Source organism: Streptomyces viridosporus T7A (assembly GCF_008704515.1).
Taxonomy (GTDB): domain Bacteria; phylum Actinomycetota; class Actinomycetes; order Streptomycetales; family Streptomycetaceae; genus Streptomyces; species Streptomyces viridosporus.
The window spans coordinates 6,282,929-6,305,982 of sequence record NZ_CP023700.1 but is presented as its reverse complement, the minus strand read 5'-3'; the positions used below and the strand labels follow the sequence as shown (position 1 = coordinate 6,305,982).

The following is a 23,054-nucleotide window of genomic DNA, read 5'->3' as shown; positions in this document are numbered from 1 at the left end:
GGGGGGACTGGGCTGTTACGTTACCCACAAGTAGCATGGGTCCTGAGCGCGCGCTCAGCGCAACGCAGCAGTGCCACCCCGCACCCTGGAGGAGAGCCATCGTGCCTCGTACCGTCAGGGACGTCGTCTTCGTCGACGGCGTCCGCACCCCGTTCGGCAAGGCGGGCCCGAAGGGCGTCTACCACGAGACCCGCGCCGACGACCTCGTCGTGAAGGCGATCCGGGAGCTGCTGCGCCGCAACCCGGGTCTCGACCCCCAGAAGATCGACGAGGTCGCCATCGCCGCGACCACGCAGATCGGCGACCAGGGTCTGACCATCGGCCGCACGGCCGGCATCCTCGCGGGCCTGCCCACCTCGGTCCCGGGCTACTCCATCGACCGCATGTGCGCGGGCGCCCTGACCGCCGTCACCACGGTGGCCGGCTCCGTCGCCTTCGGCGCGTACGACGTCGCCATCGCGGGCGGTGTCGAGCACATGGGCCGCCACCCGATGGGCGAGGGCGTCGACCCGAACCCGCGCTTCGTCTCCGAGAAGCTGGTCGACGAGTCCGCCCTGTTCATGGGCATGACCGCGGAGAACCTGCACGACCGCTACCCGCAGATCACCAAGCTGCGTGCCGACGAGTACGCGGTGCGCTCGCAGGAGAAGGCCGCCAAGGCGTACGCCGACGGCAAGATCCAGGCCGACCTGGTGCCGGTCTCGGTGCGCCGCACCAGCCCCGAGGGCGGGGAGACCGGCTGGGGCCTGGTCACCGCCGACGAGCCGATGCGTCCGGGCACCACCCTGGAGAACCTGGCGAACCTCAAGACGCCGTTCCGCGTCCACGGCCGGGTCACCGCCGGCAACGCGGCCGGTCTGAACGACGGCGCCACCGCCTCGGTCATCGCCTCCGAGGACTTCGCCCGCGAGAATGGGCTGCCGGTCAAGATGCGCCTGGTCTCCTACTCCTTCGCCGGCGTGGAGCCCGAGGTCATGGGCTACGGCCCGATCCCGGCGACGGAGAAGGCCCTCGCGCAGGCGGGCCTGTCCATCTCCGACATCGGTCTGTTCGAGATCAACGAGGCCTTCGCCGTCCAGGTCCTCGCGTTCCTGGACCACTACGGCATCGCCGACGACGACGCGCGCGTCAACCAGTACGGCGGCGCCATCGCCTTCGGCCACCCGCTGGCCTCCTCCGGCGTCCGGCTGATGACGCAGCTGGCCCGCCAGTTCGAGGAGCAGCCGCACGTCCGCTACGGCCTGACCACCATGTGCGTCGGCTTCGGCATGGGCGCGACGGTCATCTGGGAGAACCCGCACTTCGAGGGGGACAAGTGAGCACCACCGCAGAGCTTCTGAAGGGCGCGGCCGAGCTGTTCCCCGGCGAGGTCGTCACCAGCGCGCACGTACGCCACTTCGACCTGCCCCTGGGCGCCGGGCGCTTCGCCCTGATCACCCTCGACAACGGTCACGACCACACCAAGCCGACCACCCTCGGCCCGCAGTCGCTGGCGAACATCGACGCCGCCATCGACCAGGTCGAGAAGGAGGCCGCGGACGGCGAGATCACCGGCGTCGGCGTCACCGGCAAGCCGTTCATCTTCGCCGTCGGCGCCGACCTCAAGGGCGTCGAGCTGCTCAAGCGGCACGAGGACGCGCTCGCCATCGGCAAGGGCGGCCACGACGTCTTCAAGCGGCTGTCGAAGCTGGCCGTGCCGACCTTCGCGTACTACAACGGCGCCGCCATGGGCGGTGGCGTCGAGATCGGTCTGCACTGCACCTACCGCACGGTGTCCGCGGCGCTCCCGGCGTTCTCGCTGCCCGAGGTCTTCCTCGGCCTGGTCCCCGGCTGGGGCGGCTGCACGCTGCTGCCGAACCTGATCGGCGCCGACAAGGCCGTCTCGGTGATCATTGAGAACAGCCTCAACCAGAACAAGCAGCTCAAGGGCAAGCAGGTCTACGAACTCGGCATCGCGGACGCGATCTTCGAGGGCGCGGACTTCCTGGAGCAGTCGCTGATCTGGACCGCGGCCGTCCTCAAGGGCGAGATCGAGATCGAGCGCCCGGTGATCGACCGCGGCGAGGCCTGGGACCAGGCCGTCGAGCGCGGCCGCTTCATCGCCGACTCCAAGGTGCACGGCGCCGCCCCGGCCGCCTACCGCGCCCTGGACATCATCGCCGCCGCCAAGAACGGCGACCTCCAGCAGGGCTACGACGCCGAGGACAAGGCGCTCGCCGACCTCATCATGGGCGGCGAACTGCGCTCCGGCATCTACGCGTTCAACCTGGTGCAGAAGCGCGGCAAGCGCCCCGCCGGCGCCCCGGACAAGAACCTGGCCCGCCCGGTCACCAAGGTCGGCGTCGTCGGCGCCGGTCTGATGGCCTCCCAGCTCGCGCTGCTGTTCCTGCGCCGCCTGGAGGTGCCGGTCGTGCTGACCGACATCGACCAGGAGCGCGTCGACAAGGGCGTCGGCTACGTCCACGCCGAGATCGACAAGCTGCTCGGCAAGGGCCGCATCAACCAGGACAAGGCCAACCGCCTCAAGGCGCTGGTCTCCGGTGTCCTGGACAAGGCCGAGGGCTTCGCGGACGCCGACTTCGTCATCGAGGCCGTGTTCGAGGAGATGGGCGTCAAGCAGCAGGTGTTCGCGGAGGTCGAGGCGGTCGCCCCGGCGCACGCGATCCTCGCCACCAACACCTCCTCGCTGTCGGTGACGGAGATGGCCTCGAAGCTGAAGCACCCCGAGCGGGTCGTCGGCTTCCACTTCTTCAACCCGGTCGCGATCCTCCCGCTCCTGGAGATCGTCCGCGGCGAGAAGACCGACGACGCCTCGCTGGCCACCGCGTTCGGTGTCGCCAAGAAGCTGAAGAAGACCGCGGTCCTGGTGAAGGACGCCCCGGCGTTCGTCGTGAACCGCATCCTGACCCGCTTCATGGGCGAGATCCAGAACGTCATCGACGAGGGCACCCCGGTCGAGGTCGCCGAGAAGGCGGTCGAGCCGCTCGGTCTGCCGATGTCGCCGCTGGTGCTGCTGGAGCTGGTCGGCCCGGCGATCGGCCTGCACGTCTCCGAGACGCTCCACGGGGCGTTCCCGGACCGCTTCACGGTCTCCCCGAACCTCAAGGCGGTCGTCGAGGCGGGCAAGCGCGGCTTCTACGTCTACGACAGCGGCAAGCCCGAGCTCGACCCCGAGGTCGCCGCGCTGCTCGAGCAGGGCGACACCGTCCTGACCGAGGAGCAGGTGCGCGCCCGCGTCCTCGACGCGGTGGCGCAGGAGATCGGGCTCATGCTCGAGGAGGGCGTCGTCGCCGAGGCCCAGGACATCGACCTGTGCCTGATCACGGGCGCCGGCTGGCCGTTCCACCTGGGCGGCATCACGCCGTACCTGGACCGCGAGGGCGTCTCGGAGCGGGTGAACGGGAAGCGGTTCCTGGAGCCCGGGGTGGCCTCGGTCCCGGCGTAGCCGTCGCCGTCGCACACGGCTGTCGCACACGGCTGAAGAGGGCCCCCGCACTCCGCGGGGGCCCTCTTGCTGCGCGGTGCCGTCCCGCCTCGCGCGAGCCGTGCCCTCGGCTCAGCCCGTCACCGTCCACGGTCCGAACTCCGCGGAGCCGGGGCGGCCCGACGGGCGACGGCCAGGCGTCCGTCGGCGCCGACGACCGCGATCGTGGCGCGGCCCAGGGCGTCGAAGGCGGCGGCGGGGGCGCCGGTGAACGTGCCGCCGAGGACGGCGACGGACAGCTCCCGCCAGGGCCGGTCACCGGGCAGGAAGCGGTGGGCCACGCCGCCGAGGTCGCTGCGGCAGGCGACGAGCGTGCCGGCCTCGGGGTGGGGCCCGCGGCGAGGCGGGACAGCCGCTCGGCGTGGATCTGCCAGCGGCCGTCCACCGTGGGGCAGACGGCGAGGCCGGGCGCGAGGGGGCCGCCGGGCGACGAGAGGAGCGCGGCCTCCGGATGCCGCCGATCCCGCGCGGCGCCTCCCGCGGTCCGCCGGGGGCGGGCTCCGCACGACGCAGGACGGCGCCGTCCGACGGCAGGTGGACGGTGCGGCGGCCGTCGCGGCCGCGCGGGAGCCGGGCGCCGTCCACCGCTTCACCCCGCGCAGGCGGACCCCGCACGACGGTCCGGTCCCGGTGCGGCGGCCGTTCCGTGGGACCCTGACGGCATGGACGACACCGCCGCCCCGCTCGTGATCGTCGACGCCGCGAACGTCGTCGGGTCGGTGCCCGACGGCTGGTGGCGGGACCGCCGGGGCGCCGCGGAACGCCTGCGCGACCGGCTGGCGTCGGACGGTCTGCCCGGCCGCCGCGGCCCGGTGGAGATCGTCCTGGTGGTCGAGGGCGCGGCCCGCGGGGTGGAGTCGGTGCCGGGCGTCCGGGTGGAGTCCGCCCCGGGCAGCGGCGACGACCACCTGGTCGCCCTGGTGGACGGGGCCGGCGACCGCCCCGTCCTGGTCGTCACGGCCGACCGCGAACTGCGCCGCAGGGTGACGGCCCTGGGAGCGGACGTCACCGGCCCGCGGTCCGTGCCCCGCTGAGGCCCGCGGGCCCGCCCGCCGTACCGGGGCCCCGGTAGGTGCGGCGGACGCCCGCCCGCGTCTACTCCCGCTCGCCGACGGCCGGCTCCAGCCGCTGGTGGACCAGGCGGGCGAAGTGGGCCAGGGTGCGTCCGGTGGCCAGGTCGGCCGGTGAGAGGCGGACACCGAGCAGGTCCCTCGCCTGGACCAGGAACTGCATGCCCAGCAGCGAGTCCAGTCCGAAGTCGGTGACGTTGCGCGCGGGGTCCAGGTCGGCCGGATCGGTCTGCAGGACGCCCGCGAGGAGCTGGGCGAGGGCGTCGGTGATCCTGTGCACCGCCTCGTCCGCCGGAAGGCCCGCCAGCGCGCGCAGGAGTTCGTCGCGGGCGTCCGGGGAGGCCGCGGAGGCCGACGGGACCAGCGGGGCGAACCGGGGGGCGGCCAGGGCGGGGAGCAGGTGGCGGGCGGCTCCCCAGCGGTAGCGGCCCGCTCCGGCGACGTCGGTGCCGGCGGCCAGGAGGCGATCGGTGGTGGTCAGGACCTCGTCGGGGGTGAGGAGTTCGAGGCCGCGCTCGGTCATGGCGGTTCCCGTGCCGCTGCGGGCGACGTAGCCGGTCCCGCCGACCGGCCCCCAGGCCAGCGCCGTACCCGGCCGGCCGGCGCCGCGCCGGGCCCGGACGAGGGCCTCCAGGTAGGCGTTGGCCGCCGCGTAGGCGGCCTGCCCCGGGTTGCCGATGCCCGCGGAGACGGAGGAGTGGACGAGGAACAGGTCCAGGTCGCGGTCGGCGGTGAGGCGGTCCAGCAGGGCCGCGCCCGCCGCCTTGGGCGCCAGCACGGCGGCGAACCGGTCGTCGGTGAGGTCGGACAGCACCGCGTCGTCCATGTGCATCGCCGCGTGCACGACGCCGCGCAGGGGGTGCCCGGTGGCGTCCACGGCCTCGATGACCCGGCGCACCGCGGCTTCCTCGGTGACGTCGGCGGCGTGGGCGGTGACGTGCACGCCCCGGTCGGCGAGTTCCCGCAGCAGGGCGGGCGCCTCGGGGGCGTCGGGTCCGCGACGGGAGAGCAGGACCAGGTGCCGGGCCCCGCGGTCGGCCAGCCGACGGGCGGTGGCGGCCCCGAGTCCGCTCAGTCCGCCGGTGACCAGGTAGGTGCCCTCGCCGTCCGGGCGGAGGGTTCCGGGTGCGGGTTCCACCGGGACGGGTTCGTCCAGGGGGTCGAAGGTGACGACGACCTTCCCGGTGTGCCGGGAGTGCTGCAGGAGGTGGAAGGCCTCCTCGATGCGGGCGGCGGGGTAGACCGTGTGGGGCAGGGGCCGGTAGGTGCCGGAGGCGGCCTCCGCCTCGAAGTCCGTGAGGAGGAGGGCGCCGAGTTCCGGGGAGCCGATGACGGCGTCGAGGTTGAAACCGATGAAGGTGAGGCTGCGGTCGAAGGGGCGCAGCGTGATCGGGTTGTTGAGGAAGATGTCCTTCTTGCCGAGTTCGACGAAGCGGCCGTTGGGACGCAGGAGATCGATCCCCCGGGTGATGGCCTCGCCGCTGAGGGAGTTCACCACCACGTCCACGCCCCGGCCGCCGGTCAGCTCCCGCACGCGGGGGACGAAGTCCAGGCTGCGGGAGTCGAGCACGTGCTCGGCGCCGAGCGTGCGCAGCAGGTCCCGCTTGGTCTCCGTGCCGGCGGTGGCGATGACGCGGGCGCCCCGGCGGCGGGCGCACTGCAGGACGGCCAGGCCCACCGCCCCGGCTCCGCCGTGCACCAGCACGGTCTCCCCGGGAGCGAGGCGAGCCTGGTTGACCAGGGTCTGGTGGACGGTCAGGAAGGCGACGGGGAAGGTCGCCGCTTCCGTGAAGCCCAGTCCGTCGGGGATGCGGACGACGGCGGTGGCGGAGGTCGTCGCGTGGGAGGCGAGGGCGGCGGGCACGAGGCCGCAGACCCGGTCGCCCGGCTTCAGTCCCCGCACCCCCTCCCCCACGGCGCGCACGACGCCGGCGCCGTCGGTGCCCAGTCCGCGGCCGAGGGGGCTGTTCTCCACCGCTTCGGGCGGCAGCAGGCCGTTGGCCCGCATGGGGTCGCGGTAGTTCAGGGCCACGGCCCGCATCTCGACGGCCACCTCGCCCGGCCCGGGTTCGGGCATGTCCGTCCGCCGCCAGACCAGCCGCCGGCGCAGGCCGGGGTCGCGGACTTCCAGGAGGAACGGCGTGCCGGCGGGGACGCCGGGGGGTTCGTCCGCCGGGTGTTGGAGGTGCCGGGGGACGAACCGGCCCCGGGCGGTCAGGACGATCTCGTCCTCCTGGGCGCTCCGGTCGTCGTCGCCGGGGGCGAGGAGCTCGCCGGCCAGGCGGCGGGCGTCGGCGTCGGCGTCACCGGTGCGGTGGCACGACAGGCGCCGCAGGGACAGGTCGGGGCGCTCGTTGGCGAGGGTGCGGCAGGCCGCCCAGACGGCCGCGTCCACCGGGTGCGCCGGCTGCTCCGGGGCCGGGAACAGGCCGGTCGGGCGCGTGACGAGCCAGATCCGGGGGCGCGCGGCGCCCTCCAGGCCGTCGCAGGCGGTGGCCAGGGAGCGCAGGAGGGCCGCGCGGCGGGTGGTCCGGGGGACGGCCTCGTGCGGGCCGGGTTCGGCGAGCAGCAGGACGACGTGCGGATCGCCTCCGGTGGGCAGGGACTCGCTCCAGACGGCGGCCTCGTCCGGTGCGGTGACGACGGTGGCCTTCCCGAGGTGTGCGGCCAGCGCCCGCGCGGTCGCCGTCTCGGTGCCGTCCTCGACCGCGACCACCCAGGCGGTGCCGGGAACCGCCCGCAGCGGCTCGGGGGCCGGCCCGTGGCCGTGGTCCGCCGCGGCGAGGAGGACGGAGCGGTCCTCGGGCCCGGTCTGCACCACGCCGGAGAAGCCGCACTGCCGCAGCAGCGGCGCCCATCGGTCGCGGGGAAGGACGCGGGAGACGGGGCGCAGCGTGTGGTCGCCGCGCTCCCAGAAGTCGTTCAGCGTGCCGGACAGCAGGGCCTGGAGCGGGGCGTGGTGCGGTTCGGTGGCCAGCAGGTGCCCGCCGGGCGCCAGCACGGCGTGCAGCCGGCGCAGGGTCGTGGCCAGGTCGGTGGTGGCGTGCAGGGCGTCGCCCGCGAGGACGAGGTCGAAACCGCCCCGGGGCAGGCCCTGGCCGATCAGGTCGGCGTCCGGGTCCAGGGTGCGGTGGTCGACGAAGTCGTGGGCGGCGAAGCGGTGTTCGGCGCGGGTGAGCACACTGCCGGTGGCGGCCGCGCAGGTGTAGCGGGTCCGGTCGGCCGGCAGCACGGGCAGGGCCGCGGCCGTCAGGGCGCTGGTGGTCGCGCCGATCTCCAGGACGCGCAGCGGGCGGTCGGCGGGCCAGCGGGCGACGATGCCGCCGAGCAGCGCCTGCACGGCGCGGTGGGCGAAGCGGTGGGCCGGGCCGGTCTCGCGGAGTTGCTCGTGGGCGCTGTCCCCGGCCGGCAGGAGTTCCCGCGCGTCGGCGCGTCCCCGCACCACGTCGGGGAGCCGGCGCAGGTGCCGGTTGAGGAGCAGCGTCTCGGCGCCGTACGCGGGGTGGTCCTCGACCAGGCCGCGCAGCAGCGCCTCGGCCCGCACCTCCGCGCCGGTCAGCTGCCAGACCTCCCCCACCGGCCGGGCGAGGCCGTGCTCGGCCAGCAGCGGCAGCATCAGACGCACCAGCCGGCGGTGCCGGGGCTGCAGGCCTCCGGCCACCAGGTCGTCCATCGAGAACGGGGCCGCGGGGTCGGTGAGGAGGCCGCGCAGCGTCCGGGCCCAGCAGTGGGCGCCCGCCTGCTCGGCGGCGGTGGTGAAGCGGTGGTGGCCGCTGTCGTCCAGGGCGGCGCGTGCGGCGGCGATGCGCGGCCCGGCGGCGCGCGCCACCTCGGTGGGCTCGGGGAGCGGGGAGGGCGGGGCGGGGGTCCCCCGGTGGGGGGCGGCCCTCAGGACGGTGCGCTGGACGGTCAGCGGGGTGCGCCCGGCCAGGTGGCCGCGGCGGGTGCGGCAGCCCTCGATCTCGGCGGTGACCGTGCCGTCCTCGTCGGCGTAGGTGATGTCCCAGCACATCTCGTTGGCGCTGCGGCTGCGGCGGCGCAGGTGCACGACGCCGGTGGGCGCGGGGGTGCGCCACACGCGTACGGAGCCGAACACGGTCGGCAGGAACGCGGCGGACTCCGCCTCCGCGCCGGCGAGGGCCACGGTGGCCTGCAACGGCGCGTCGATCAGGACCGGGTGGGCGGTGTAGGCGTCGGCGGTGTGCTCCAGCCGGTAGCTGACCAGCACCTCACCGTCGCCGGCGTCGATGCGGTCGATGAGCTGGAAGTCCGGCCCGCAGTTCAGGCCGATGCCGTGGCACGTCCGGTAGAAGTCCGGGCCGTCGACGCGCCGGTCGCAGCGCGCCCGGAGCGCGCCGACGTCGAGCGGGTCCGGTGCCGTGCCGAGCAGGGTGCGGACCTGGGCGCGTACGACGGGCAGGCACTCCCCGCGGTGCTCCTCGCGGACGCTGATGGTCAGGAGGCCGTCGTCGGGGGTGACCGCGGTCTGCAGGGCGACCGGCGTCGGGTCCGGCCACGGCACGGACAGCGGGCGGCCGATCTCCAGGTGCCGTACCTCCACCGGGCGGTCCAGGGCCCGCCGGCCGGCGCTCAGGGCCATCTCCACGTAGGCGGCGGCCGGCATGAGGACGTCGTCCCCGATCCGGTGGTCGCCCAGCCAGGGCACCAGCTGCGGTTCGACGGTGCCGTGCCACACGGGGTGCGGGGCGGGCATCCGCTCGCCCACCAGGGGGTGGTCCAGCAGGCCGCTGCCGCTGGTGCCCACCACCCGGTCCTGCGCGGTGCCGTGCCAGTACCGTTCGTGCTGCCACGCGTAGGCGGGCAGGTCGACCACCCGGCCGGGGCGGGGGAAGTGGTGCCGCCAGTCGGTCGCGGTGTCGGCGGCGAGCACGGCGGCGACGGCCGCCGCGGTCTCGCGGGGGCCGTCCCCGTCGCGGTGCAGGGTGGTGACGCAGGTGGCGCCGGTGCGGCGCAGATAGGGGCGCAGCACCGGGTGCGGGCCGATCTCGACCAGGACGCCGGCGTGTTCGGTGGCGAGGTGGGCGGCGGCCTCCGCGAACCGGACGGGCTCGCGGACGTTGCGCCACCAGTACGCGGCGTCGAGTTCCGGCCCGTTCAGCGGGGTGCCGGTGACGGTGGAGACGAACGGGATCCGGGCCGGGGCGGGTTCGAGCCCGTCGAGCGCGTCGAGCAGCGGCTGCCTCAGGGGGTCCATGGCCCGGCTGTGGAAGGCGTAGTCGAGGTCCAGCTCGCGGAAGAAGACGCCGCGGCCGGTCAGTTCGGCTCCCCAGGCCGCCAGCGCGTCGGCGTCCCCGGCGACGGTCACGTCGCCCTCGCTGTTGATCCCCGCGATCTCCAGTACGTCGTGGTGACGGAGCAGTTCCTCCCGGGCCCGTTCCTCGGGCAGGCCGACGGCGGCCATGCGGCCCCGGCCCGCCGTGGCGCCCTGGGTGCGGCTGCGCTCGGCGATCACCCGCGCCGCCTGTTCCAGGGTCAGGGCCCCGGCGGCGTGGGCGGCGGCGACCTCGCCGACGCTGTGCCCGGCCACCGCCCGGGGGCGCACGCCGTACGAGGCCAGCAGCGCGGTCAGGCCCACCTGCACGGCGAACAGGGCCGGCTGGGCCACCTCGGTGCGCCGCCACTTCCCCGGGGACGGGTGGGCCAGTTCCTTGGCCACCGACCAGCCCAGGTGGGGTGCCAGGGCCGCGTCGGCCTCCTCGACGGCCCGGCGGAAGGCCGGTTCGCCCTCCAGCAGGTCGGCGGCCATGCCCGGCCACTGGGAGGCGTTGCCGGAGAACACGAACGCGGTCCCGTCCCGTTCGCTCGTGCGCACCACGGCTCCGCGGGCGGGCTCCGCGGCCGCCAGCCGGTCCAGCTGCCGGGCGGCGTCCTGCGGGCCGGCGGCCAGTACGGCGGCGCGGTGCGGGTGTGCGGTGCGCCGCACGGTGCTGGTGTGGGCCAGGTCGTAGAAGTCCCCGGGCTCCGTCTCGCGCAGCCGCTCCGCCAGGCGGGCGGCCATCTGCTTCAGCGCCTTGGGGGACCGTGCGGAGACGACCAGCGGCAGCGGGCGCCCCTCCGGCACCGGGGCCGGCTCGGGCCGCGGCGCGGCGGGGGGCGGGGTGACGACGGCGTGGGCGTTGGCCCCGCCGAAGCCGAAGGAGCTCACGCCCACGGCGGCCCTCTCCCCCGGGTCCAGCGGGACGGGGGCGACGGCGGGGGCCAGGCCCAGGCCGTCGAAGTCGATCCGGGGGTTGAGGGGGAGGGCGTGCAGGGACGCCGGCACCAGCCGGTGGCGCAGCACCAGGATCGCCTTGAGCAGGCCCGCCATCCCGGAGGCGGGCTCCAGGTGGCCGAGGTTCGACTTCACCGAGCCGATCGGCAGCGGGCCGCCGCGGCGGCGCCGGCCCAGCGCCCGGCCGATGGCCTCGGCCTCCGCCGGGTCCCCGACCTGGGTGCCGGTGCCGTGGGCCTCGACGTAGACCAGGTCGTCCGCGTCGATCCCGGCCTCCGCGTAGACCGCGTGCAGCAGCGCCTCCTGCGTCTCGGCGCTGGGCACGATCATGCCGGTGCTGCGGCCGTCGGTGTTGTTGCCGGTGGCGGCCAGCACGGCGTGGACGCGGTCGCCGTCCGCCACCGCGTCCGCGAGGCGCTTGAGGACGAGCACCGCGCCGCCCTCCGCGCGGACGAAGCCGTCGGCGTCGGCGGAGAACGCCGCGCAGCGTCCGCGTCGCGACAGCATGCCCGCGTACGAGAACCCGGCGAAGGGGTACGGGGTGGACAGCACGTTGACGCCGCCGGCCAGGGCGACGCGGCCGACGCCCTCGTGCAGGGTGCGGCAGGCCCGGTCCAGGGCGACCAGGGCGGAGGAGCAGGCCGTGTCGACGGCCATGCTCGGCCCGCGCAGGTCGAAGGCGTACGAGATCCGGTTCGCCGTGATGGACAGGGTGGCGCCGGGCATGGTGTGCGGGCTCGTGTGGTCCTGCATCATCATCATGTTGGTGCCGTAGCCGACGTCGGAGACGCCCACGTACACGCTGGTGTCCGACCCGGCCAGCGACTCGGCGGGGACGGCCGCGTCGTCCAGTGCCTCGGCGGCCATCTCCAGCAGCAGCCGCTGCTGCGGGTCGACGTGCCGGGCCTCCGCGGGGGACATGCCGAAGTAGGCGGCGTCGAACGAGGCGACGTCCTCGAGGAAGCCGCCGGCGGCGGTGTAGCTGCGGCCGGGCCGGACGGTCCCCGGGTCGACCGTCCGGTCGCGGGGCAGTCGGTCGGCGGGCATCTCGCCGACCACGTCCCGCCCGTCGCGCAGCACGGACCACAGTCCGTCCAGGTCCGTGATGCCGCCGGGGAGCCGGCAACCGACACCCACCACCGCCACGGCCCGCTCGAGTCGATGCATCGTCAAGTCCCCCGCCTCCGCACGCCGGTTGCACGTCCTTTGTGCGGATTGAAAAGGGGTGACGGGTGAAAAATCCACTGTGGGTCACTCGTTGGAGTGGAGAACGTCGTACAAACGGCATTACGGCCCGGTGGCGGTCGTGACGCCGCTACGGTGACGCGGTGCCCGAAGCCCTCCGTGCCCGTATCGCAGCTGTTTCCGCCCATCTGCCGTCCCGCTACCGGACCTTGGACGAGACCCGCGTCAAGGTCGCCGAGACCGGTGGCTACGCGCCGCCGCCCGGCCTGCTGGAGGATCTCACCGGGGTGCGCGGAGTCCATGTGCACGAGGACGGCGCGAACGCCTCCGACCTCGCCGTGACGGCCGCCCGCAGCGCGCTCGACGAAGCCGGCCTGAAGGTCGGCGATGTGGACCTGCTGCTGTTCGCCGCGACCTCACAGGATCTGATCGAACCCGCCACGGCCCACCTCGTGGCCACCAAACTGGGCGCCTCCTGCCCGGTGTTCGACGTCAAGAACGCCTGCAACAGCTTCCTCAACGCCATGGAGGTGGCCGCCTCGTTCATCGAGAACGGCCGCTACCGCACGGTCCTCATCGCCTGCGGCGAACTTTCCACCCTGGCCACCCGCTGGCACGTCCCCGACCGGCAGGACCTCCTCAGGGCCCTGCCCGGTTACACCGCTTCCGACGCCGGTGCCGCGATGGTGCTCACCGCCGGTCCCGCGGGCGAACGCGACCCCGGCGTCCTGGCCCTGCGGTTCGCCAGCAACTCCGACGCCTGGGAGGCCTGCACCGTGGCCGGCGGGGGAAGCATGCACCACCTCTCCGTGCACGACGACCACACCACGCTGCGGCTGAACGGGGACCTGCGCCAGGGGGCACTCGACGCGGCCCCCCGGATCCTGGCCACCGCCGGCGAAGAACTCGAGACGGTGCGCACCAGTGCCTTCGTCGCCTTCCACCAGATCGCCATGCCGCAGTACCGCGAGATGCTCGAGCTGTTCTCCCTCCCCGAGGACCGGTGCATGCCCGCGGTGGCCGAGCACGGGAACTGCGCGGCGGCCTCCCTCCCCCTGCAACTGGTCAAGGCGCGGGAGGCCGACCGCATCGAGAGCGGGGACCTGGTGGCGATGATCGGTCTGGCCAGCGGTTTCAGCTTCGGCCTGGCCCTCGTCCGGTGGTGAGCGCACGAACCGGGCACGTCCCGGTCCCGGATCCCGCTTCCCTGGAGCGGCTGCTGCCGGACTACCCCGCGCCCCGGCACTGGCGGCGCGTGCCGGTCACCGGACAGCACTACCTCGACCTCGGCTCCGGGCAGCCGGTGCTGTTCCTGCACGGCAACCCGTCGTGGAGCTACGTCTGGCGCAAGCTGCTGCACCGGCTCTCCCCGCACGCCCGCTGCCTGGCACCCGACCTGCCGGGCTTCGGGCTGTCCCGGCACCTGCGGCCGTCGGACGGGGTCCCCGACCCCTACGAGGCCCAGCTGGAGAACCTGGACATCCTCCACCGGCACCTGGTGCGCGACGAGGGCCTGCCCGGGCGGGGCTGGACGTTCGTCCTGCACGACTGGGGCGGTCCGCTCGGCGTCGCCTGGGCACTGCGCAATCCGGGCGTGGTGGCCCGGCTGGTCGTCTGCAACACCGTGGCCTTCCCCTTCCCGGACGGCTTCCGGCTGCCGTTCTACCTGCGCTGGATCCGTGACCACCGGCCGGTCGCCGAACTCGTCCACGCCACCAACGCGTTCGCCCGCATCGCCGTGCGCGCCGGGGTCCACCGCCCGCTGCTCCCGTCCGAGCGGCGGGCCTACCTCAGGCCCTGTGCCCGCCGCGCGGAGCGCCGGGCGGTCACCGACGCCGTCCGCGCGATCCCCCGCGACCCCGCGGACCCCGCGTGGCGGCTGCTCGAACCTCCCGGTGCCGGGGCCGGACTGTCGGAACTGCCCCTGCTCATCGGCTGGGGCATGCGCGATCCCGTCTTCACTCCGGTCCTGCTGGAGGAGTGGGCGCGCCGCCACCCCCACGCCGTCATCCACCGCTTCCCCGACGCCGGGCACTTCGTGATGGAGGACGCCGCCGTCGAACTGAGCGACCTCGTCCGCGACTTCCTCCAGGGAGCCTCATGACCGTGACCGTTCCCGGCATCGCCGCACACCTGGCCGAACGGCCCGACACCCTCGCCCTCGTCCAGTGCCGCAAGGGGACCTCCCGGAGGATCAGTCGCGGCGAACTGGTGCGGGGCTGCCACCGCATCGCGCAGGCCCTGCGGGACGCCGGTGTGCGGCCCGGCCACAAGGCCGTCGTGATGACCCGGGACGCCTACGACCTCACGGCCGTCTCGTACGCCCTCGTCGCCCTCGGCGCCGTCCCCGTCCTGATCGAACCGCGCGCCGGGGTGGGACGCTGCCTCGAGGACGTCGCCCCGGACGTCTTCATCGGCGAACCCCTGGCCCACCTCGGGCGCCGGGCCCTGCGGTGGGGCCGTCCGCACGTCCGGATCCCCCTGGTCACGGGTCCCGCGCCGCTCCTTCCGGGACAGCGGCTGGCCACCCGGGCACCGGCCGGCGGCATCCCGTCCCTGCGGGTGCGGGAGTCCGACGGCGACGAGCTGGCCATGATCGCCTTCACGTCCGGCTCCACCGGGCGGCCCAAGGGCGCGGAGTACCGCCACGCCACCCTGGCCGGACAGCTCGACGCGCTGACGGCACTGATGGGCCCCCGGCCCGACGACGTACTCCTCGCCGGATTCCTGCCGGTCGCGCTGCTCGGCCCGCTGCTGGGCCTGACCACCGTCGCCCCGGCCGTGAACCACCTGGCCCCGGCCCGCACCTCGCCGGAGGAACTCGTCGGGCCGATCCTGGAACACGGGGCGAGCATCGTCCTGGCCTCGCCCGCCGTCCTCACCCTGATCGCCCGTCACTGCGGTCGCCGCGGGATCACCCTGCCCTCGGTCCGGCAGATCCTGTCCTTCGGCGCCCCGCTGCGCACCGGTCTCGCCGACGCCCTGCGCCAAGCCGTGCCGGACGACGCCGAGATCCTCAGCGTGTACGGCGCCACGGAGTGCCTGCCCGTCTCCGCGATCGGCGACCACGAGCTGCGGGCCGCGCGGGTCCGGCCGCCCGGCGGGCACGCCGGCACCTGCCTGGGCCAGCCGCTGCCCGGCGTCCGCGCCCGGATCCTGGACGCCGACGCCACCGGGCTCGGCGAGATCGCCGTCGCCGGTCCCACCGTCAGCCCCGCCTACCACGCGCGCCCCGACGCCGACGCCGCCGCCAAGAGCACCACCGACCACGGGGTGCTGCACCGCACCGGGGACCTCGGCCGGCTCGACGACGAGGGACGGCTGTGGTTCCTCGGCCGCAGGGCCCACCTGATCACCGGCACCGGCTTCACCCTGGCCACCGAGGACATCGAGGCCGCGGCGGACGCCGCCCCCGGCGTCCGCCGCACCGCCCTGGTCGGGGTCGGCACGGCCGTGTGCCAACTGCCCGTGCTGTGCGTGGAGCCCCTGCCCGCCACGCCCCGCGCCACCGTCCTGGCGGCCGTCCGCGCCGCCCTGGAGGACCATCCGGAAGGGCACCGCGTCGGCGCCCTGCTGATCCGCTCCGGCTTCCCCACCGACCCCCGGCACAACTCCAAGATCGACCGCATGCGCCTGGCCGGCTGGGCCGCCCGGCGCCTGCGCGGGAGGGTCCGATGAAGGTACTGGTCACCGGGGGGAGCGGCTTCCTCGGCCTGGAGATCTGCCGGCGACTGAGCGCACGCGGCGACGTCGTCTCCTCCCTGGGGCGCCGCCCCAGCACCGCGCTGGAACGGCTGGGCGTCCACCAGCACCTGGGCGACCTCGCCGACGCGGCCGCGGTCTCCCGTGCCGTCGCCGGCTGCGACGCCGTCGTCCACAACGCCGCCCTGGCCGGCGTCAGCGGCCCGGCGCGGCCCTACTGGAGGACCAACGTCGTCGGCACCCGCCACGTGCTCGAGCAGTGCCGCGCCCACGGGGTGCGCACGCTCCTGTACACCTCGACCGCCAGCGTCGCCTTCCGGCCCGGCGGCCTGGAGGGCGTCACCGAGGACCTCCCCTTCGCCCTCCACCACCTGGCCGCCTACCCCGCGACCAAGGCGCGCGCCGAGGCCCTGGTCCTGGCCGCCCACGGCCCGGAGCTGGCCACCGTCTCGCTGCGCCCGCACATCATCTGGGGGCCGGGCGACCCCCACTTCGCCCCCGCCCTCGCCCGCACCGTGCGGGCCGGCCTCCTGCCGATGCCCGGCGACGGCGGCAACCTCGTCGACACCACCCACGTCCGCACCGCCGCCCACGCCCACCTGCTCGCCCTGGACCACTTGCGGCAGTCGCCGGCGGCGGGCGGCCGGGCCTACTTCGTCGGTCAGGGCGACCCGCGCCCCCTGCGCGAGATCGTCCGGCACTTCCTGCGGGCCGCCGGCATCGACGCCCGCTGGTGCGCCGTCCCGCCCCGGCTGGCCACCGCCGGGGCCGCGATCAGCGACGCGCTCCTGCGCGCGGTCCGCAGCCCCCGCACCCACGCCCTGAGCCGCTTCCTGGTCGCGGAACTACTGCATCCGCACCACTTCGACCTCACCGCGGCACGCCGCGACCTGGGCTTCGAGCCGCCGATCGGATTCGAGGCCGGCATCGCGGAGCTCACCCGCTCCGCCTCCCCCTCCCCGGACCGCAGCTAGGACACAGCATGCCGGACACCTACGACACCCTCCGTTCCATCCTGACCGACGCCTTCCGCGTCCCCGAGGACGAGATCCGGCCCGAACTCACCCTGGAGCAACTGGACCTGGACTCCCTGGCCCTGACGGAGCTGGTGCTCATCCTCCACGAACGCCTCGGGGTGAGGGTCAGCAGCGAGCACGCCTCCCGCGGCACGACCCTCGCCGAGGTCGTCGCCCGCCTCGACGCCCTGCGCGCGGGCGGCACGGGGGCGGTGACCTCCTCGTGACCGGGCCCGTCGCCGTCACCGGCCTCGGCCTGATCACCCCCGCCGGGGAGGACGCCGACACCACCTGGGAGGCGGTCCGCCGCGGTGCGGGCACCGCGGCGGACCGTGACCCGACGCTGGCCGGCCTGCCCGTGGACTTCTCCTGCCGCGTCCCCCTCGCCCGCGACGACCTGGACCGCCGTGTCGGGCGCACCGCCTGGCGCATGTCCCGCAACGCCGTGCTGGCGGTGCTCGCCGCCCGCGAGGCGGTGCACGACGCCGGCCTCGATCCCCGGACGTGGGACGGCGACCGGGTCGCCGTCGTCATCGGCTGCGGGCTGGGCTCGGACGCGGTGCGCGAGGAGCAGGCCAGGCGCCTGGAGGAACAGGGCGCCGACATGGTCTCCGCGCTCACCGTCCCCCAGATCATCCCGAACATGGCGGCCGGAGAGGTCTCCATCGACCTCGGGGCGCGGGGCCCCGGCCTCGCCCCGGCCACCGCCTGCGCCTCCGGCGCCACCGCCGTCGCCGTGGCCCGCGACCTCCTCGCCTCCGGCCGGTGCGACATCGCGGTGGCCGGGGCCACCGAAGCCGCCGTCACCCCGCTGGCGGCCACCGCCTTCTGGCGCATGGGCACCCTGTCCGGGCGCACCGGCGCGGTCACCGCCGCGTCCCGGCCCTTCGCCGCCGACCGCGACGGCTTCGTCCTGGCGGAGGGCGCCGGCGTCCTCGTCCTGGAGCGGGCCGAGGACGCGGCCGCCCGCGGTGCACGCGTCCGCGCGCGGCTCGTGGGCTGCGGCAGCACCTCGGACGCCCACCACCCCACCACGCCCGCTCCGGACGCCCGGGGCGCGGAGGCGGCCCTGCGCACCGCCCTGGCGGACGCGGGCCTGGCCCCGCACGACGTCGACCACGTCAACGCCCACGGCACCTCCACCCCCCTCAACGACGCCGGCGAGGCGGCCCTGATCGCCCGGGTGCTGCCGCACCGCCCCAGCGTCACCGCGCCCAAGGGCGTGCTCGGCCACGGCCTGGGCTCGGCGGGTGCCGTCGAGGCGGCCCTGACCGTGCTCACCCTCCAGCACGGCACGGTGCCGCCGATCGCGAACCTGGACGCCCCGGCACCCGGGTTCACGATCGACTGCGTCACCGGGGAGCCCCGTCGGCAGGACGTCCGCGTCGCCGTCAGCCACTCCTTCGGCTTCGGCGGCCACAACGTCGTCCTGGTCCTGGCCAGGGCCTCCTGACCGGCACCACGGCCCGGCCCGGTCCGGACGGAAGGCCCGGCGGTTCCGGGCCGGACCGTCGGTTCGGGGCCCGTCGGTTCAGGGGGAGCCCGGGCCGGACGGCTCGAGCGGCTCCCCCGGCCGCACCCCCGCGCCGCGGGACAGGCGGCTGTGGTTCCGGCCGTAGAGGAAGTAGACGACGAAGCCCAGGACCATCCAGACGGCGAACCGGAGCCAGGTCTCGGCGGGCAGGTTCAGCATCAGCCACAGCGACGCGGCGATCGACAGGATCGGCAGGAACGGCACCAGCGGGGCCCGGAAGGCGCGGTGCAGGTCGGGGCGGGTCCTGCGGAGGATGATCACGCTGATCGCGACGATCACGAAGGCGAACAGGGTGCCGATGTTCACCAGCGCGGCGAGCTCGTTCAGCGGGGTGAAGCCCGCGAGGACCGCGATGACGACGCCGAGCAGGATGGTCGGCCGGTGCGGGGTCTTGAACCGGGGGTGGACCCGGGAGAAGAACCGGGGCAGCAGCCCGTCGCGGCTCATCGCGAAGAACACGCGGGTCTGGCCGAGCAGCAGGATCATGCAGACGACCGTCAGGCCGACGGCGGCGCCGAAGCTGATGAAGCCCGCGAACCAGGGATGCCCGGTGGCCTTGAAGGCGTCCGCGAGCGGGGCGTCCACGGACAGCTGGGTGTACTTCTGCATGCCGGTGACGACGAGGGACACCGCGACGTACAGCACGGTGCAGATGAACAGGGAGCCGAGGATGCCGCGGGGCATGTCGCGCTGCGGGTTCCTGGTCTCCTCGGCGGCGGTGGCGACGATGTCGAAGCCGATGAACGCGAAGAAGACCACCGAGGCGGCGGTGAAGACGCCCATGACGCCGAAGTTGGCCGGCGCCCAGCCGAACATCAGCTGGATGAGGGGGGCGGCGAGGTTGTCGCCCGCCGGCACGGGCTGCGCCTGCGGGACGAAGGGGTCGTAGTTGTCGGCGGTGATGAAGAAGGCACCCGCGACGATCACGACGAGGACGACGGTCACCTTGATGGCGACGACGATCGAGGTGACCCGGGCGGACAGTTTCATGCCGAGGACGAGGATGCAGGTGAGCACCAGCACCAGGGCGGCGGCGAGGATGTCGAACCCGAAGCCCTCGGCGCCGTCCCGGGTGCCGAGCGCCGCGGGCAGCCGCCAGCCCGCGTTGTCCAGCAGCGAGTGGATGTAGCCGGACCAGCCGACGGCCACCACCGCGGTGCCGAGCGCGAATTCCAGGACCAGGTCCCAGCCGATGATCCACGCGGGCAGCTCGCCGAGGGAGGCGTACGAGAAGGTGTAGGCGGAGCCCGCCACCGGGACGGTGGAGGCGAACTCCGCGTAGCAGATCGCGGCGAGCGCGCAGACGACCCCGGCCACCAGGAAGGCCAGGGCCACCGCGGGTCCGGCGTTGTTCTTGGCGACCGTACCGGTGAGGACGAAGATGCCGGTGCCGATGATGACGCCGACGCCGAAGACGGTCAGGTCAAGCGCGGACAGGGACTTCTTGAGCGCGTGCTCCGGCTCCTCGGTGTCGAGGATGGACTGCTCGACGTTCTTCGTCCGGAAGAGAGGGCTGGTCACGGGTACCTCCCACGCTTGTCGTCCTCGACATGATCGAGAGGGGCGTAGGTCGCATGCCCCGGTACAGGAACCCTCACGCAAACGGGCCGCCCCCGCCACTCCTCACAGTGGCACGGGCGGCCCATCCGGGCGACGCGTGGCGGTCGGTCAGTCGCGGGCCGACTCCACCGGGTCGACCGCGCCGGCGGCGGAGCGCTCGGCGGGGGCGCCCCCGCCCGAGCGGAGCCGGGAGTGGGGGATCCCGTCGAGCTTGGCCACCAGGCCGGTGACCTGGCGGGCGATGTCGGGGGCGGTGAGCCCGATCTCGGCCAGGACCTCGGCGCGGGAGGCGTGGTCGAGGAAGCGCGGCGGGATGCCGAAGTCGCGCAGCGGCACGTCCACGCCGGCGTCGCGCAGGGCCTGGGCGACGGCGGAGCCGACACCGCCGACGCGGGAGTTGTCCTCGACGGTGACGACCACCCGGTGCTTCTCGGCGAGCGGGGCCATGGCCTCGTCGACGGGCTTGACCCAGCGCGGGTCGACGACGGTGGTGGAGATGCCCTGCCGGTCGAGGAGGGAGGCGATCTCCAGGCACATCGGGGCGAGGGCGCCCACGGAGACCAGCAGCACGTCGGGGGTGTCGGTGCCGGGCTCGCGCAGCACGTCCATGCCGCCGACGCGGCCCACGGCGGGCACGGCGGGGCCGACGGCGCCCTTGGAGAAGCGCACCACGGTCGGGGCGTCCTCGACGGCGACGGCCTCGCGCAGCTGGGCGCGGACCTGGTCGGCGTCGCGCGGGGCGGCCAGGCGCAGCCCGGGGACCACCTGGAGGATCGACATGTCCCACATGCCGTTGTGGGAGGCGCCGTCGGTGCCGGTGACGCCGGCCCGGTCGAGGACGAACGTCACGCCGCACTTGTGCAGGGCCACGTCCATCAGCACCTGGTCGAAGGCGCGGTTGAGGAAGGTGGCGTACACGGCGAAGACGGGGTGCACGCCCGCGTGGGCCAGACCGGCCGCGGAGACGGCGCCGTGCTGCTCGGCGATGCCGACGTCGTAGACCCGCTCGGGGAAGCGCTTGGCGAACTTGTCGAGGCCGACCGGCTGGAGCATCGCGGCGGTGATGGCGACGATGTCCTCGCGCTCCTCGCCGAGCCTGACCATCTCCTCGCCGAAGACGGAGGTCCAGTCGGCGCCGGAGCTGGCGATCGGCAGGCCCGTGTCGGGGTGGATCTTGCCGACGGCGTGGAAGCGGTCGGCCTCGTCCGCCAGGGCGGGCTGGTAGCCGCGGCCCTTCTCGGTGAGGCAGTGCACGATCACCGGGCCGCCGAAGCGCTTGGCGCGGGCCAGGGCGGACTCCAGGGCCTCGATGTCGTGGCCGTCGATGGGGCCGACGTACTTCAGGCCCAGGTCCTCGAACATGCCCTGCGGGGCGATGAAGTCCTTCAGGCCCTTCTTGGCGCCGTGCAGGGTGTCGTAGAGGGGGCGGCCGACGACCGGGGTGCGCTCCAGCAGGTCCCTGGTGCGGGTCAGGAAGCGCTCGTAGCCGTCGGTGGTGCGCAGGGTCGCCAGGTGGTTGGCGAGGCCGCCGATGGTGGGCGAGTAGGAGCGCTCGTTGTCGTTGACGACGATGACGAGCGGGCGGTCCTTGGCGTCGGCGATGTTGTTCAGCGCCTCCCAGGCCATGCCGCCGGTCAGCGCGCCGTCGCCGATGACCGCGACGACGTGGCTGTCGCGTTTCTTCAGCTGGTTGGCCTTGGCGATGCCGTCGGCCCAGCCGAGGACGGTGGAGGCGTGGCTGTTCTCGATGACGTCGTGCTCGGACTCGGCCTGCGAGGGGTAGCCGGACAGGCCGCCCTTCATCTTCAGCTTGGAGAAGTCCTGCCGGCCGGTCAGCAGCTTGTGCACGTAGGACTGGTGGCCGGTGTCCCACAGGACCTTGTCCCTGGGGGATTCGAAGACGCGGTGCAGGGCGATGGTGAGCTCCACCACGCCGAGGTTGGGGCCGAGATGGCCGCCGGTCTTGGAGACCGCGTCGACCAGGAAGGTCCGGATCTCCTCGGCCAGCTGGTTCAGCTCCTCCAGGCTGAGCCGGTCCAGATCGCGCGGTCCCCTGATGCGGGTCAGCAGCGGCACCCGTGCCTCCTTGCAGTAAGAGCTGATCGAGCTGTTGCCGGGCGGGTCGAGTCTAATGTTCCGCTCCCGCGGGCGGTGCCCGGGCGGTGCGTCGTACGTCACGCGTTCGGCAGTACCCAGGATCGCCCCGTCCTACGACAGGTTCCCCACGGCGTCCGGCGCCCGCGGGGCCCGGGAGGGCGCGCCGGGCGCCACGGGCGGGCCGGGTACTTCCGCGGGGCGCCCCGCCGGGCGCTCCGAAACGGGCCGCGAAGTGCGGTGACGACCCCTTCGGGCCCAACGGCCGTGCCGGCGCGGCGGACTGACCGGCCCTCACCCCCACGTCATCCCCACGCCCGCTCCGCCGGCCCGAAGCCGGAGCGGCGCGCGCCGACGAGGGGGCGCGGCGGGCGCACGGACCCCTGTTTGTTGAAACTTCACGCATCGGTTAGTGTCGATGTCGAATTTGAAAGTTCAACCTTTGATCTCTCCGTCCAGAAGGGCACCCCTGCGATGACTTCCACGCTCGACCGCACCAGCTCCTCCGCCGCCGTCGGCGTCGAGGGCACCTCCTCGCCCGCCTACGACGCAGGGCTGCTGGTCCTGCGGGTGGGCCTCGGGCTGATCATGGCCGCGCACGGCGCGCAGAAGCTGTTCGGCTGGTTCGGCGGTGGCGGGATCGAGGGCACGGGACAGTTCTTCGCGATGGTCGGCTACCCCTCGGGCGAGGCCATGGCCCTGATCGCCGGGCTCTCCGAGACCCTGGGCGGGCTCGCTCTCGCCCTCGGCCTGCTCACTCCGCTGGCCGGCGCCGCCGTTCTCGGCACCATGATCAACGCGATGGCCGTCAAGTGGGGCGGCGGCTTCTTCGCCCCCGACGGCGTCGAGTACGAGCTCTTCCTGGCCGTCGCCGCGGCCGGACTGACCCTCACCGGCCCCGGCCGGCTCGCCGTCGACCGCTTCCTGCCCGTGCTGCGGGTCCACCGGCTCACGCACGGCGTCGCCGCCGTCGTCCTCGGTGCCGTGGTCGCCGGCATCGTCCTGCTGGTCCGCGGCTGACGACGGCCGACGACGGCTCCGGGCCGTGGCGGCCGGGGGCCGCGGCTGCCCGCCCGGACCGCCGGACCGCACCCGGCGGTCCGGCCGGGTGCCGGGTCCGTCTCCCGGGGACGGAGGCGGCCCGCCGGTCGGTGCCGGCGGGCCGTCCCGGGCAAAC

Annotated in this window: 14 protein-coding genes; 10 read left to right on the top strand and 4 right to left on the bottom strand. The window is 74.6% G+C overall.

The features are described 5' to 3' along the window. The first annotated feature begins 101 nt into the window (after positions 1–101). Both CP969_RS29060 and CP969_RS29055 read left to right on the top strand, forming a co-directional pair. A complete protein-coding gene (locus CP969_RS29060) occupies positions 102–1,319 on the top strand; it encodes a thiolase family protein (RefSeq protein WP_004982009.1) in 1,218 nt (405 codons plus the stop codon). Further along, positions 1,316–3,445: a 3-hydroxyacyl-CoA dehydrogenase NAD-binding domain-containing protein gene (locus CP969_RS29055; protein WP_016824222.1), complete on the top strand. Its 2,130-nt coding sequence runs from the start codon at positions 1,316–1,318 to the stop codon at positions 3,443–3,445. The genes CP969_RS29060 and CP969_RS29055 overlap by 4 nt, the downstream gene beginning before the upstream one ends. Positions 3,446–3,564: 119 nt before the next feature. Here CP969_RS29055 and CP969_RS29050 read toward each other — a convergent pair whose 3' ends face one another. Further along, positions 3,565–3,765, bottom strand: coding sequence for a hypothetical protein (locus tag CP969_RS29050; protein ID WP_016824223.1), 201 nt, complete (start codon positions 3,763–3,765; stop codon positions 3,565–3,567). Between the two features lie 381 nt (positions 3,766–4,146). On the opposite strand from CP969_RS29050, the gene CP969_RS29045 reads away from it, so the two are divergent. Continuing rightward, a complete protein-coding gene (locus tag CP969_RS29045) occupies positions 4,147–4,518 on the top strand; it encodes a PIN domain-containing protein (RefSeq protein ID WP_004982016.1) in 372 nt (123 codons plus the stop codon). Positions 4,519–4,579: 61 nt separating this feature from the next. Here the strand turns inward: CP969_RS29045 and CP969_RS29040 are convergent, their stop codons facing one another. Further along, the gene (locus CP969_RS29040; RefSeq protein ID WP_016824224.1) at positions 4,580–11,953 is read right to left on the bottom strand and encodes a type I polyketide synthase; all 7,374 of its coding nucleotides are present in this window, start codon (positions 11,951–11,953) and stop codon (positions 4,580–4,582) included. 161 nt (positions 11,954–12,114) lie between these two features. On the opposite strand from CP969_RS29040, the gene CP969_RS29035 reads away from it, so the two are divergent. From CP969_RS29035 to CP969_RS29010, 6 genes are read left to right on the top strand one after another with little or no spacing between them, the layout of a single operon-like run. Continuing rightward, positions 12,115–13,137 carry a 3-oxoacyl-ACP synthase III family protein gene (locus CP969_RS29035; protein ID WP_026084795.1) on the top strand — a complete coding sequence of 341 codons (1,023 nt, stop codon included), beginning with the start codon at positions 12,115–12,117 and terminating at the stop codon, positions 13,135–13,137. Further along, positions 13,134–14,075 (top strand): alpha/beta fold hydrolase, encoded by a 942-nt coding sequence (locus CP969_RS29030; protein WP_223887118.1) that lies wholly within the window; start codon positions 13,134–13,136, stop codon positions 14,073–14,075. Before CP969_RS29035 ends, CP969_RS29030 begins: the two co-directional genes overlap by 4 nt. Next, positions 14,072–15,649, top strand: a complete 1,578-nt coding sequence (locus tag CP969_RS29025) for an AMP-binding protein (RefSeq protein WP_016824226.1) — start codon at positions 14,072–14,074, stop codon at positions 15,647–15,649. The genes CP969_RS29030 and CP969_RS29025 overlap by 4 nt, the downstream gene beginning before the upstream one ends. Further along, positions 15,646–16,647 carry an NAD-dependent epimerase/dehydratase family protein gene (locus tag CP969_RS29020; protein ID WP_016824227.1) on the top strand — a complete coding sequence of 334 codons (1,002 nt, stop codon included), beginning with the start codon at positions 15,646–15,648 and terminating at the stop codon, positions 16,645–16,647. Before CP969_RS29025 ends, CP969_RS29020 begins: the two co-directional genes overlap by 4 nt. An 8-nt stretch (positions 16,648–16,655) precedes the next feature. Then, complete coding sequence (locus tag CP969_RS29015; protein ID WP_016824228.1) at positions 16,656–16,916, top strand: acyl carrier protein; 261 nt, start codon at positions 16,656–16,658, stop codon at positions 16,914–16,916. Beyond that, positions 16,913–18,142 carry a beta-ketoacyl-[acyl-carrier-protein] synthase family protein gene (locus tag CP969_RS29010; RefSeq protein WP_016824229.1) on the top strand — a complete coding sequence of 410 codons (1,230 nt, stop codon included), beginning with the start codon at positions 16,913–16,915 and terminating at the stop codon, positions 18,140–18,142. Before CP969_RS29015 ends, CP969_RS29010 begins: the two co-directional genes overlap by 4 nt. 78 nt (positions 18,143–18,220) lie before the next feature. Here CP969_RS29010 and CP969_RS29005 read toward each other — a convergent pair whose 3' ends face one another. Beyond that, positions 18,221–19,744, bottom strand: a complete 1,524-nt coding sequence (locus CP969_RS29005) for an amino acid permease (protein WP_004982028.1) — start codon at positions 19,742–19,744, stop codon at positions 18,221–18,223. A 147-nt stretch (positions 19,745–19,891) separates the two neighbouring features. Then, a complete protein-coding gene (dxs, locus tag CP969_RS29000; protein ID WP_004982029.1) occupies positions 19,892–21,859 on the bottom strand; it encodes a 1-deoxy-D-xylulose-5-phosphate synthase in 1,968 nt (655 codons plus the stop codon). A 492-nt stretch (positions 21,860–22,351) separates the two neighbouring features. Between dxs and CP969_RS28995 the strand changes: the two genes are divergently transcribed. Continuing rightward, positions 22,352–22,897, top strand: a complete 546-nt coding sequence (locus CP969_RS28995; RefSeq protein WP_016824230.1) for a DoxX family protein — start codon at positions 22,352–22,354, stop codon at positions 22,895–22,897. The last annotated feature ends 157 nt before the right edge of the window (positions 22,898–23,054 follow it).